This is a genomic window from Neobacillus sp. NPDC058068 (assembly GCF_042885335.1).
Classification (GTDB): domain Bacteria; phylum Bacillota; class Bacilli; order Bacillales; family Cytobacillaceae; genus Neobacillus.
Genome location: NZ_JBHVSI010000012.1, coordinates 96,295 through 110,610 on the forward strand (window position 1 = coordinate 96,295; position 14,316 = coordinate 110,610).

Below are 14,316 nucleotides of genomic sequence, written 5' to 3' on the forward strand. Positions count from 1 at the left end.
AATAAATTCAATGTGTCAACTCAAACCCACTATCAAAAAAGGTAAGCGACAAATAGTCCCCACCTTTCAAGAAGGCCGGAATTTGAAGTATTATTTAGTTAAATTGTTAAAAGCAATGCAACTAAGAGGAAGTAGGGGATAGAGGTGCCAACGGAGTAGAAGGGAAATTTAAGTTTGCTAGGCAGAAGTCTAAACTAGCCGGAACTATTCGGGACTCGTATTTTGTAATTAAAGGAGAATATTAAAGTAAGCAAAAGGGCAAGTGGAGGTGCGTCTCGCAACTCGTTATAAAATAAGGCAACAGCTCTTTAAAATGTACCCTATACAGTAGACACACAAAAAAGTCTACCTATGGGGTACTTTTTTGTATTATCAAGAAATATATCGAGAGAGATACAACATGGAGACGGAGAAAAATATTGTAAAAAATGTTTACAGAAAAAGAAATCTCATAAAGTATGTTTATTTTTATATGTTACTATTAAATTGGAAAAATTTATTAAGATGGTCATGTAAACATGAAAAATGGAGGGAAAGGAGTGATAAGAATGATAATTGGGAATAAATTTCAAAAATATCTTACAAAATTTAATTTTTGGAAGTAAAAGTAGCTTGTAATACTATCCTGATGGGGGACCTTCGTACAAGGTAAGAAGAAAAGGGGAAAACACATTTATGATCCCAGCAAAAATAAATTCCATATCAATCACTACAATAAGAGAAACGGGCGTGGAATCCATCGTCGAGTGGTTCGATCAGCATAAACAATCGTTCTATACACTTGGTTGGTCCTATCTTAGTAATCAGCAGCAAATGGAAGAGCTTTTTTACCGGTCCATTATAAAAGTACACAAGGAATTGCCTCGATTTAAAAGTGAAACATCATTCGAAACGTGGGTTACATCCATGTTCATACATACCTGCCGGGAGCTTTATAATGATGGAAGTTTACAAGCTTCAGAGGAAAGTGAACAACAAAAGGATTTATTTAAAGCACTTAATCAATTGAAAGAGTATGAGAAAGAAGCGGTGGTCCTTACATATATAAAAGGATACTCCCTTGAGGAAGCGGCACATTTTCTCCAAGTTTCAGTGGAAAAGATGAAAGCGCTTTTGTTTTCTGGAATCCATTCACTTAGAAAAGAGATGGGGTACGGATTAAATTTTAATGGCTGTAAAGAGTATCATAAGAATTACATCGATTACTTAGAAAAAGCCATGGATCGGTTGAAAAAAATTGATTTTGAGGTACATATTTATCATTGTCAAGACTGTCAGGAGGATTTGGCAACATTCCAGGATGTCATGCTAACTCTGTTAAATCTCACTGAAAGGCTTGAGGATTTCCATGTGCCACCTGGTTTCATGGAGAACATCAAAGCTAGGCTGGCAGAAAAGGAAAAGCACAGACAACTGAAGAACAAGAAACGTAAAAGAATGGGGATTGTTTTTGCAAGTATTTTCGCATTATTAATGGCTATAGAAGTTTTTACAGGGGCTTTTACCAACCTCTACTATACATATACAGAAGAAGATCAGCAATTGCGTGCATTTCTGCAACAGGGCCTGGGGGAAAGGCTGAACTTGGAAGCGGAAAGCGGTGGGGTGAAAATTAAGATCAAGAGCGCGATTGCTGATGATGTTCAGACGCTTGTTTTTTATGAAATAGAAGATACAGAGAAAGACAATCAATATATGATGAATTATCAAAATGGGGTTTCTGTAGAGAACAAACATGAAATCATGAGTAGTATAACATACGAAAGGTATTATCCTCCTTACCTTAAATCGGATGCAAAAAACGAAAAAAAGAACGTGTATCGAGGGGAGATTAGTCTGCCGCCACTTGTAATTGAAAACGGGACAATCAAACTCAAGATCACAATGCTTCAGAAATTGATTCGTGATTCCTCTGATCGGAATGCTTTGAAGGCTGACATGGAAATGGAATATGGATTTGGGAAGTGGAGCTTCGAGATCCCTGTTACTAAAAAGCCCTCAATCGAATATGCTCTGAATGAAGGAAAAGAAGTCGAGGGTGTCCCGGTTCGATTTGATAAACTAATCATTGCTCCAACAGCGACGATTCTGCGATATGCTATTAATAATGAACAGCCAGAGAAACAGATAAATTTTCTGAATTTTGACAATCTAGAAGTGAACAATAAAAAAGTCAAAGCTGATGTGTATGGCAGCTCTTTTTTAGATTTACAGCAAGACATAAATTGGACTGCTCTTCAAACAAAGTTTGACCCTCTTTTTGGAGAAAAACCAAAAGAGATCAACGTTCAATTCAAATCTGTTTATTTAACGGTTGAAGACCAAAAAACTATCGAACTGGATGCTTCTAGAGGATATCCTCAAACCTTTGAATATGTAGGCAGTACAATCTCCATCGACAAGGTGGAAGTTGGACAGCCGACCAATGTTGTCATAAGCAATCATGAAATTAAGAATCGAGCATATGAGTCGCTTCGCTTCGAAATTGTTGGTGAGGATGAACATGAAACTAGTTCAATAGAGATGAATTCTGAAGGCGTGTTTGTTGATAAAAATGGGATTGAATATGATATGAATGAATACCCTGCCGCTTTTGAAAAAATCGAGCAGCCCCGTTATTTCTTTACAGTTCAAAGCATGGCGTTGCAGGGTAACACTTCTGGAGAGAAAGTAATTCCTAAAAGGCTGAAGATTTATGGATATTATACAACGAAATATTTGGATGATGTTGTGAAGATTTCGTTGGAATAACATTTATCGCTTACCCTACGTACCAAAAATTCTTGGTTCTATAGGTTAAGAGTAATTGTGTTTAAAAACTCACCAGCATCCCATGTATTGCCACATGAACACTGGACATGTGGGGTGCGTCTCGTAACTTATTTTAAAGAAAGGCAACTAACCCTTTCTTCTGGGCGTTGCCTTCTTACGTTTCTTATTTTCTTACATATTAATTTTCAAAACCAATTATTCTTTGAAAAGAAAGAGCCAGCTGTTCCTAAAAAGTTATACTTTTGGGACAGCCTTCCCTGCCTCAATAAATAACAACCGGCTCATAGGTGTTGAGATTGTCATACACAGTTTTCATAATGCTTGGCGGTGTGTTGACACAGCCATGCGATCCTGCCCCAAGATAGGCATTACTTGCCCAATTGCCTCGCCAGCTGGCATCGTGGAACCCCTGTCCGTCATTTGTAAAAGGAGCCCAATAATTAACAGGAACCTGATAAGTGATTTTTCCGTTTTCTCTGCCCGTTAATATGGAAGGCGTTTGCTTATAGAGGATATACCACACTCCTGGTGATGTATCATGACCGGTGCTGCGATTCCCGGTAACAACATTTGTTGTGACGACTAATTTTCCATTTTTGTATATCCAAATTCGTTGCTCTGCAATGGAGACTTCAGCATACGTATCGCCAATACCATTATTGGCGATTGTGTCATATCCGTAGCCTTCATCCTTCCAGCCATGTCCGTAAATATTAGAGGCGGAAACTGATTTCTCCCCATTTTCAAAAGCTTCCATAATATGAGGTATTTCTTTTTCAACTCCTATGGCCCAGCCATAGCCTTTCCCTTTAACCGATATCACCGAACCTGAATGGGTCTTGAATTTGAAATCCTTATTTAATGTTGATTGGGAATTGTTAATTTCAGCAATCTTATTCTTAATAACACCGGCATCATCCATCTTAATCTGTAAATCTTTTGAAATAGATGCATTTTTAATTAATTCGCTCGCCTTTAACGTAAAAACTTTATCCTGCACCTTGTAATCAACGGTCTGAGCAAGGAATTCTTCAAACTTTTTCTGTTGATTTTTTATAAACTCGCTGTCTTCTTTAATTGGCTGTATATATACTGGATTGAGCCGGATTTCACTAATATATTTATGATTTTCGAAGTCCTTCAAAAGACTGGCGACATCATATTGCTCTCCGCTAATGCTGCTGGTGACAACAATTTTGCCTTGTTCTAAACGAACCATAGCATCTTGTGGCGCTTTTAAACTCTGATTCATGGCTAACAGCTTTTCTTCCACCTGTTTTTTCAACGTCTGGTTTCGATACTGATCCTGATTGTTGGGCATTAATGAATAATCTTTAGCCTTTGAAGAAGGAAAAAAAGTCCTCTGGCTCTTTAATAATTTTTTGACATCGGGCAGATCCTTATTCGTAAATACCATCTTTGTATCTTTTCCATCTATAATTTGTTGATTTCCAACATAGATTACATTTTTTAATACGCTTGTTTTTAATTTTTTTAATGCCTGATCAGCGGTCATTCCACCGACTTTGATGCCATTAATCTTGATTTGTGAATTAAAATGGATTGCCTGATAGTAGCTGCCTGCTGCAATGAAGAGCACGATAATCATAATGATACCTGCTGTAATAAACCTCCAGTTTGCATACCACTTAGCTGAATTTACATGTTGTTTCTTAATTTCTTGATTATTTACCGTACTTTCCATTAAGTATCCCCCCATACCTGACCTTCAGCTGTTATCATCTTTTGGCCATAAACAATTGATATTGTGTTATTTGTTACCACTTTTTAGAAAAAAAGTAATTTATACTACTATTCTACAAAATGTCATATTCGAACATTGTCGTTTTTTGTGTATGTTTAAATATTTAATTAGCCCTTTTTTTTATGTTGCGATTAAATTGGAAAAATTTATTAAGGTGGGATTTTACTTAATAATCCCCTGTTAAGCGCACGGCAGAGCACCTTTATTAAAGGTGCTGAATATTTAAAAGGGATGGCGATAAGTATTAAATAGTGATTAAATGGAAGAAGTGATAAGAATGGTAAATGAAAATAAATTGCCAAAAAAATTATATGGAAGACCCATCTTACGAGATTATTTTTTGGAAGTAAAAGTAGCTGGATAATACTATCCGGATGGGGTGTTGCGTGTAAGGTAAGAAGAAAGGGGGAAAACACATTTATGATCCCAGTAAAAATAGATTCCATGTTAATCACTACACAAAGAGAAAAAGACGTGGAATCCATCGTCGATTGGTTCGATCAGCATAAACAATCGTTCTATATACTTGGTCGGTCCTATCTTAGTAATCAGCAGCAAATGGAAGAGCTTATTTATCGGTCCATTATAAAAGTCCACAAGGAAATGCCTCGATTTAAAAGTGAAACATCATTCGAAACGTGGGTTACATCCATATTCATACATATCTGTAGGGAGCTTTCTAATGATGGAAGTTTACAAGCTTCAGAGGAAAGTGAACAACAAAAGGATTTATTTAAAGCACTTAAACAATTAAAAGAGTATGAGAAAGAAGCGGTGGTCCTTACATATATAAAAGGATTCTCTCAGGAGGAAACAGCACATCTTCTCCAAGTTTCAGTGGAAAAGATGAAAGCGCTTTTGTTTTCTGGAATCCAGTCACTTAGAAAAGAGATGGGGTACGGATTAAACTTTAATGGCTGTAAAGAGTATCATAAGAATTACATCGATTACTTAGAAAAAGCCATGGATCGGTCGAGAAAAATTGATTTTGAGGTACATATTTATCATTGTCAAGACTGTCAGGAGGATTTGGCAACATTCCAGGATGTCATGCTAACTCTGTTAAATCTTACTGAAAAGATTGAGGATTTCCATGTACCACCTGGTTTCATGGAGAACGTCAAAGCTAGGCTGGCAGAAAAGGAAAAGCAAAGACAATTGAAGAACAAGAAACGTAAAAGAATGGGACTTCTTTTTGCAAGTGCTTTCGCCTTATTAATGGGAATAGGTTTTTTTACAGGGGCTTTTACTAACCTCTACTATACATGGACAGAAGAAGATCAGCAATTGCGTGCCTTTCTGCAACAGGGATTTGGGGAAAGGCTGAACCTGGAAGCGGAGAGCGATGGGGTGAAAATTAAGATCAAGAGCGCGATTGCTGATGATGTTCAGACGCTTGTTTTTTATGAAATAGAAGATACAGAGAACGACAATCAATATATGATGAATTATCAAAATGGGGTTTCTGTGGAGAACGAATTTGAAATCATGAGCCGTGAAACATTTCCAAGATACTATCCTCCTGACCTTAAATCGGATGTAAATAACGAAAAAAAGAACGTGTATCGAGGGAAGATTAGTCTGCCGCCACTTACAACTGAAAGCGGGACAATCAAACTCAAGATCATAATGCTTCAGAAATTGATTCGTGATTCCTCTGATTGGAATGCTTTGAGGGCTGACATGGAACAGGAATATGAATTTGGGAAGTGGAGCTTCGAGATCCCTGTTACAAAAAAGCCCTCTATCGAATATGCTCTGAATGAAGAAAAAGAAGTCGAGGGTGTCCCAGTTCGATTTGATAAACTAATCATTGCTCCAACAGCGACGATTCTGCAATATGCTTTTAATGTTGAACAGTGGGAGAAGCGGATAGATGTCCTTAATTTTGACAATCTAGAAGTGAACAATAAAAAAGTGAAAGCTGATATGTATGGCAGCACATTTGTAGATTCACAACAAGGCATGAATTGGATTGCTTTTCGAGCACACTTTGATCCTATTCTAATAGAAAAGCCAAAAGAGGTCAAAATTCAATTAGCATCTGTTCAATTAACGATTCAAGACCAAAAAACCATCGAACTGGATGCATCTAGAGGATATCCTCAAACCTTTGAATATGCAGGCAGTACAATTTCCATCGACAAGGTGGAAGTTGGACAACCGACCAAAGTTGTCATAAGCAGCCATGAAATAAAAAATCGAGCATTTGAGTGGCTTCAATTCCAAATTAAGGGCGAAAATGAATATGAAATAAATCCAATGGAGATGAATTCTGAAGGGGTGCTTGTTGATAAAAACGGGGTGGAATATGATGCGACTACCCCTGTCGCATATGAAAAAATCGAGCAGCCCCGTCATTTCTTTACAGTTCAAAACATACAGTTACTAAGTAACAACGATGGAGAGACTGTGATTCCTAAAAGGCTGGAGATTTATGGATATAATACAACGAAATATTTGGATGATGTTTTGAAGATTTCGTTGAAATAACATCTGAAGGGAGAGGGGTACTTCAGCAATATGATAAATGTTTAGTTTGATATGCCCCCCCTAAAGTGGACAGATGAAAAAACAAAAATCTGTCGTTACTTTAGGGGGATTTTTTATTTCAAAGAGAAGTAAATATTCTCCTGAGGACGAGTGTCACTCAAATCGCCACTTAAAACCCATAATTGGGCATTATTTACTATTTAGGGAGGATTCTCTCTCGCTTTAGTCCTACTAATTTTAGGAGAAAAGGTAAAAATATCCTATTGTTATATTATGTGATTATTACTAAAATTATAAATATTCAGGTTCATGCAGAGTTTTACACCATGTGATTATCCTCCCTTTTTTTTTAACCCACTAACCACCATTTCACAATGACCATCTATGAATATTCTCATACATACAAAAAATAAATAAAGGAGTGTAAGGATGAGAGGAGCCAAACGTTTTTGCGTAAAAGCTGTTATGCTTTTACTTGCGTTGGTGATGATCTTGAGTTTGGCACTGCCGGCGAATTCGCTTGCAAGTAGTGTAATCCCGGCGGATACGAGCTCTGCAAAAGGTGAAGTCATCGATGCGAAACTATTAAAAAAATTTGAGAAGGATGAATTTGCTAGATTCATCGTGCTTCTGCGCGACCAAACCGATACTGAGAAAGTTGCCCTATCAGCTAAGCAAACCTCAGTAAAGAAGAATACTTCTCAGAAGGAAACGGAAGCCAATGTCCAAAAAGCTGTTGTACAAGCACTAAAGGACAAGGCCAAACTCACACAAAAGGTGATTAATCTCCGGCTAAAGGAGGAAAAGGCTTCCGGAAAGATAAAAGAGTTTCATAACTTTTTTATCATAAATGGTATTGCTGTAACAGGTACGAAGGAGGCCGCCGGAATGCTTGCGAAGCTGCCTGAGGTAAAGGCAATCCTCCTTGATGAAAAACAAACACTTGAACCGATAAAAAAGGAGGAGCAATCTGCGAAACTGCAGGCAGATGAAAGCGGCCCGGTTGAATGGAATATTGAACGTGTCGGTGCTCCTGAGGTTTGGGCACGAGGGATTACGGGGGAAGGAACGGTTGTTGCTAATATCGATAGCGGCGTTGCCGTCAGTCACCCGGCCTTAAAAACCAAGTACCGCGGATATGACCCGAATAATCCCGATAAACTATCACACACGTTCAACTGGTATGATGCGATTCATAAAATTGGCAGCCCGGTTGACTCTGACGGGCACGGCACACATACAATGGGAACAATGGTTGGACAGGAGCCTGATGGACAAAATCAAATTGGTGTCGCACCAGGAGCAAAATGGATTGCGGCAAGGGCGTTTGCGAATGATGAAAGCTATGATTCTTATATCATTCAAGCAGCTGAATGGGTGTTGGCGCCAACAGATGAAAAGGGAGTTCCACATCCCGAAATGGCGCCAGATGTTGTCAATAACTCTTGGGGAGGACGCCCGATTAATAACGATTGGTTCAGACCACTTGTCCAGGCGTGGCGTTCTGTTGGAATCTTACCGGTTTTTTCGGTAGGAAATACGGATCTTTTTAATCCGGTTGCGCTGCCGGGAACAGCAAGTTCACCAGCGAATTATTCGGAGTCATTTGCGGTTGGAGCAACGACGAATTCCGATGTGCTCGCAAGCTTCTCCCTAAGGGGGCCAACTGAAAGAGGCGATGTTAAGCCTGACATTTCTGCACCGGGGGTTGGGATTCGTTCTGCATTGCCGGGGGCGACATGGAATACATTTGAGTATGGCAGCTATAACGGCACCTCGATGGCGGCTCCGCATATTGCCGCCGCAGCACTTTTATTAAAACAAGCGGACCCCACATTGTCATTAACACAAATTGAGGATATTTTAAAATTGACGGCTGTAACAAAAACCGATGAAAATTATCCAGAAGCCCCGAATAATGGCTATGGCTACGGAATTGTGAATGTAAATGCAGCTGTAAAGGCCGTTGAACAAGGAATTGGAAAAATTAAGGGTCAGGTCGTTGGGCCAGGCAATGATACTGAAGCACCGACGTATGCAGAGGAAGCACATCATGTTGTCTATGACGGGTTAAATGCACCATTTTCCATCCAAGCAATGGACAATATTAGTGTGAATCAGGTTACCCTCCATGTCCGGTATGATGGTGCGAGCGAAGCAACTTTTATTGCCGAACGTTATGCGGGGGACTATCGAAATGGCTTATATGAAGCGATTATTCCAGCTGAAGCTGTAAAAGGCAGCACTATAACCTATTGGTGGACGATCCAAGATTTTTCAGGTAATCAGGTAAAAACAGCTGAGGCAAAGGTTTCCGTGAAGGATGGGATTCGTGCCGGCTATTTTGAGGATTTCGAAAGCCTTCCTGAAGGCTGGTCCTCCTATGGGATCAATAACTCATGGGAATGGGGCGTTTCAACCTATGGTCCCAAGACCCCACCGCCATCAGGGAAAAATGTCATTGCCACGAATTTGCGCGGCCAGACTGAAATGTTCTCCAATATGACGCTCGTGATGCCTCCTGTCATTGTGGAGGGGGAAACACAGCTTCGCTTTAAGCAGTGGTACAGCATGGGCTTCTGGGATTACGGAACCGTTCTTGCAACTGCTGACGGAAAGAATTGGGATAAGCTTTACCAAATTACAAGAACTAACGAAAATTGGCATGAGGTCGGAATTGATTTATCGAAATATGCCGGTAAAAAGATTACGATAGCTTTTAACCTTCAAACAGATGACGGGAAGGTTCCAGGCTGGTACATGGATGATATGCAACTTGTAGGCAGTGCGCTTGCCAGCGGAGCAGAACATGAAATTCAAAAGGAAATTAAGCTGAACAGTGAGGCATTTGTCAATCCAGTCTATCCTTTAATGGACTATCATAAAGCAAACAAGGAATCTGAAAATGCTGCTCTGCTGCCGGTTGATGCTGCGATTAAGGTTTTAGAAACAGACTGGAAGACGAAGTCAAATCCGCAAAACGGTGAATTTGTGATTGATCATCCGCCAGGAGATTACACGGTTGAGGTGCTAGCATATGGGTACAAGCCTAAGACCCAGAAGGTAACCGTTTCAAGTAAAGGTGAGGTTAATCCGAAAATCACACTCGAGCCATCGCCAAGGCAAACGATTTCGGGTACCGTTACAGATACATCCGGAAAGGCACTGAAGGATGTGACGATTCTTCTTTTAGAGGATGAAAAAGCCGAACTCGGTCATTCGGGTGAAAATGGCGATTATCAGCTAAAAGCGTATGAGGGTTCCTATACTGTTAAGGTGTTTGCAAAGGACCATTACAGCAAGACCTTAACAATTGATGTTAAGCCAGGTAAAAATCTTGAACGTGATATTCAATTAAGTCCTTTTATTAATAAGGAATCAGGTGAAATCAAATACGATAATGGCAGCTACAATAAGAACCTTGTCATGGGCAATGCTGGAAGCGGATTTGCGGTGAAAATGTCGTTAAAAGACGGCGAAACTTCTGCAAAGCTAAAAGGGGCAAAGCTTCAATTCTGGGCTGGACATATCCCGGTTCCCGGCGGGGATGACATTTTAATTTCCATCTATGATGCTAAGGGCAAGAATGGCGCCCCAGAAAACAAGCTCGCTGGACCAATAAAAGCGAAGGCACAGCGCAATTTATCCAAATGGACAGAGGTTGACCTTTCCAATTTAGGCCTGGTTGTGAAGGATGATTTTTATATTGCCTATTTACAGGCTGACGACTATCCATATGTGCCGGGTTTTGTATCTGATGGGGATAAAAAGAACTGGGCTGGACGAAGCTGGGATTATTTCGGAGGCCAATGGTTCAAAGCCGATCAGAGTGTTGGAAACTATATGATTCGCGCTGTTGTCGATTACGGTGCCCAAGAGCCATTCCAATATGCGAAAGCGATTTTAAAAAATACAGAAACAAGCGGGGACGCACCGTTCGATATTAAGGTGAAGGTTCAGCAAGGATCAGAAGAGGTTGCATCAGTCGATTATCAGCTTTCTTCAAACGCAGATCCTGATGCTGCTGGGTCCTGGAAAAACGTGAGTATTCCTTCGTACGGCGGTGATTTTACAACTACAGTTACTGATGTTGGAACATGGTATTTGCATGCAAAGGTAAAGGATAAGGCAGGGAATGAAGAAATTACTTCATTTGGTCCATTTGAAGTAAAAGAGGCAGTTACAACTGAATTGGAAGTAACCCCGGCTTCCCTTGATATGAAGGTTGGCGCAACAGAGAAACTAACAGTAAAATCAATCAAAACGCAAGGTGGCAAGATAACGGAAACAGATGTTACTGAGCTTGCGGACTATAGTGGCTTTAATGCAAAGATCATAAAGGTCGAAAAGGGTAAGGTAACGACCCTAAGTGCTGGTGAGACGAGCATTACGATTAAGTTTGGTGAGCACTCTAAGACAGTAACTGTTAAGGTCGAACCGGAAGTAAGCACCACACTTTCGGTAAGTCCAGAATCCCTTGATTTGAAAAAGGGCAATACATCACAGCTCACGGTAAAATCCATTGAAACAATAGGCGACAAGGTAACGGAAACAGATGTCACAAATCTAGCAAACTATAGTGGATTTAATGCAAAAATAGTCAAGGTTGAAAAAGGACTTGTCACTGCATTGGCATCAGGATCAACCTCAATTACTATTACTTATGGTGCAAATAAGGCAACTGTTTTGGTAGTGGTCGGAGCTGATAAACATGGCTGGCAAAGGGAAAATGGACAATGGTATTACTATAATGGGAACGGAAATCCAGTAAAGGGCTGGTTAAATGAAGGTGGAAAATGGTACTACATGAACGAAAAAGGTATCATGCAGACCGGATGGAAATATGTTGGAGGAAGCTGGTATTACCTTCAATCCAGCGGAGCGATGCAAACGGGCTGGCTGAACACTGGAGGTACTTGGTACTACCTCGCAACAAGTGGAGCAATGCAAACGGGCTGGCTGAATAGCGGGGGTACATGGTACTACCTCGCAAAGAGTGGAGCAATGCAAACGGGCTGGCTGAATAGTGGCGGTACATGGTACTACCTCGCAAAGAGTGGAGCGATGCAAACGGGCTGGCTGAATAGCGGTGGTACATGGTATTACCTCGCAAAGAGCGGTGCAATGAAAACGGGCTGGCTCCTTGATGGTTCAAGCTGGTACTACCTCAAAAACTCCGGTGCAATGGCCACCGGCTGGTTTACAATTAACGGAAAACGCTACTTCTTTAACCAAAATGGAAAGTGGGTAAAATAAAACAAGTGAGGCATGGGATCGTTTTCCATGCCTCGTTTTTTCCTTCATATAAATGGACAGCAGGAGGATTCCCTACGGTCAAAGAGTTATGTTGATTATTTAACAGAGTTTAGTGAAGATAAATCAATATAACCAATGTTGCCAGGATTTTGCGAACCGACCATTAAATAGGATTTACCATTTAAATCATCGATTGCTTGAACTCCAGTAACTTCTCCTCCATCTGGAGCCGAAATAATCCGGGAAAGTTTCTTTGTATCGACGTTATAAGCCCATCCAACGTTATTGATATGTCTGTCGCTGTCTTCTGCAATGAATAACGTTCTATATTTTTCAGAGAAAGCAATATTGTCAGGATTGGCGATTTTTTCAAGGTTAGATTTGTTTCCATCCTTATCAGGAGCAGGAAGGTCTTCACCTGTCAGCAATGCGGACATGTCCGTTACGACATAATCACTATCAATTTTTTTGCCATCACGATCTTTTTGCCCCTTTGCTAAATTCATTTCATAAATAGCACCAGAACTTAATTTTGGTAATTGGATATCATCCACAGGATCACTAGAATTTTTAGTCATACCTTTTTCAACATAGGACATGGTCATATAGACTTTATTATCGGCTTTGTTTAACGTGAGAGTTTCCATTTTATTGAACTCGGAAGTTGCTCCCAAAATAGCACCATAACGGCGGGATTCCAAGAACGCCGCAGCTTTCTCCATCCCTGGTTTCACTTTTAGCCATTCGGTTTTGCCGCCGCCATTTGAATTTGTTTTTATTTCTTTATACCCATTTGCTTTGCCATAGGCTGCATCCGTTGTTGTTTCAAAAATATCACTGAATTTAGTGTTTTCAGCTAATTTCTTGACTTCGGCGTCTGTGGCATGTCCCAATTTGATCCATTCAATATCAGCTGCTCCACCATTTTGGTCGCTTGTTTGGTTCCATTTTGCAGCATACAACGTACCAGCAGATAAATCATTTGCTTTGTCTGCCACATACATGAAGGACATCGTATAGCTGCCATCATCACCGAAGTAAGCGGTACGGTTATCTGGTGCTACTGTCACATTTTCAAAGGATAATCGTCCCATGCTGTAGTGTTTAACAGCTTTTGCTTCACCATTTGGGTGAACCTTTACTTCTGTCGTATGTCCATAAAGATATGGATTTCCCACTGCATTAGGATCTTGATAATAATTCTTTGCAAATGCTGTTACACTGGAAGTGGCTGGATTTGCTTCATGTGCACGGGCATCCGGCTCATACTCTTCACTGCCTAAATGGGTATTCCAAGGAGATAAGACGCCTCCACAAGGAGTCCAAACGCCGCCATCTGCTGAAAAATCAATCGGATTGATATCGGTAATTTTCAGCTCACCCGTCTTCTTATCTTGGACTACTGTATTTAAATACAATGGTTTTGGCATATTTCCGTAACCTTTTTCCGGAATACTTTCGAAGTGATTAACCATATATAATTTTCCGCTTTTTCCGTTGACACTAAAAAGTGAATTTGCGTCAGGTGCTGTAGAAACAAATGGCTTGCCATCTTTATCTTTTATGATATTCCCCTTAACATCATAAGCGGCGCCGACCACTTTGCCGTTAATGATTTCTCCTGGGCGGGCCAAAGATTTATATTCTAGAGGGACAGTCTTTTGAGAACCATCGTTTAATGTAACAAGGGCTGATGCTTGACTATACATAGTGGAACGTTCTGCCACTGTAACAGGAGCCTTCATTCCCACAAATTCCACCGATTTTACTGGAATCGGTTTATTTGGATTAGCATGGACATTTACTGCAGAAGGGAAGAGAATTGCTGCACTTAATAATGGTACAATTACCTTACTCTTTTTCATTAAATAGTTCCTCCTAATAGTTGAAAGTTTTTAGCACTACTTAATGATAGCCTGGGGATATTAACGGAATATTCTAGTATTGTAAAAATGAATTAAAGATTTCTAGTAAATAAGTATTGGTCTTCAATTTAGGCCTAAAATACTCATTTTCCATAAAATAAGTGT

Annotated in this window: 5 protein-coding genes and 1 pseudogene; 4 read left to right on the top strand and 2 right to left on the bottom strand. The window is 40.0% G+C overall.

The features are described 5' to 3' along the window. Positions 1–135: 135 nt before the first annotated feature. Positions 136–245 (top strand): annotated as a pseudogene (locus ACFVSW_RS15375) (phage tail protein); the annotation flags it as partial. A 430-nt stretch (positions 246–675) separates the two neighbouring features. After that, positions 676–2,751, top strand: a complete 2,076-nt coding sequence (locus ACFVSW_RS15380; protein ID WP_387317544.1) for a sigma-70 family RNA polymerase sigma factor — start codon at positions 676–678, stop codon at positions 2,749–2,751. 283 nt (positions 2,752–3,034) lie between these two features. Here ACFVSW_RS15380 and ACFVSW_RS15385 read toward each other — a convergent pair whose 3' ends face one another. Then, a complete protein-coding gene (locus tag ACFVSW_RS15385) occupies positions 3,035–4,477 on the bottom strand; it encodes a L,D-transpeptidase (protein WP_387317545.1) in 1,443 nt (480 codons plus the stop codon). A 480-nt stretch (positions 4,478–4,957) separates the two neighbouring features. On the opposite strand from ACFVSW_RS15385, the gene ACFVSW_RS15390 reads away from it, so the two are divergent. After that, the gene (locus ACFVSW_RS15390; protein WP_387317546.1) at positions 4,958–7,030 is read left to right on the top strand and encodes a sigma-70 family RNA polymerase sigma factor; all 2,073 of its coding nucleotides are present in this window, start codon (positions 4,958–4,960) and stop codon (positions 7,028–7,030) included. 429 nt (positions 7,031–7,459) lie between these two features. Further along, positions 7,460–12,286 carry a S8 family serine peptidase gene (locus ACFVSW_RS15395; RefSeq protein ID WP_387317547.1) on the top strand — a complete coding sequence of 1,609 codons (4,827 nt, stop codon included), beginning with the start codon at positions 7,460–7,462 and terminating at the stop codon, positions 12,284–12,286. 95 nt (positions 12,287–12,381) lie between these two features. Here the strand turns inward: ACFVSW_RS15395 and ACFVSW_RS15400 are convergent, their stop codons facing one another. Continuing rightward, positions 12,382–14,151 (bottom strand): PhoX family protein, encoded by a 1,770-nt coding sequence (locus ACFVSW_RS15400; protein WP_387317548.1) that lies wholly within the window; start codon positions 14,149–14,151, stop codon positions 12,382–12,384. Positions 14,152–14,316: the final 165 nt, after the last annotated feature.

What these genes read in the sequence shown, in the direction of transcription:
- ACFVSW_RS15385 (WP_387317545.1), bottom strand. Translation starts at nt 4,477, where the DNA reads ATGGAAAGTACGGTAAATAATCAAGAAATTAAGAAACAACATGTAAAT.
- ACFVSW_RS15380 (WP_387317544.1), top strand. Translation starts at nt 676, where the DNA reads ATGATCCCAGCAAAAATAAATTCCATATCAATCACTACAATAAGAGAA.
- ACFVSW_RS15390 (WP_387317546.1), top strand. Translation starts at nt 4,958, where the DNA reads ATGATCCCAGTAAAAATAGATTCCATGTTAATCACTACACAAAGAGAA.
- ACFVSW_RS15395 (WP_387317547.1), top strand. Translation starts at nt 7,460, where the DNA reads ATGAGAGGAGCCAAACGTTTTTGCGTAAAAGCTGTTATGCTTTTACTT.
- ACFVSW_RS15400 (WP_387317548.1), bottom strand. Translation starts at nt 14,151, where the DNA reads ATGAAAAAGAGTAAGGTAATTGTACCATTATTAAGTGCAGCAATTCTC.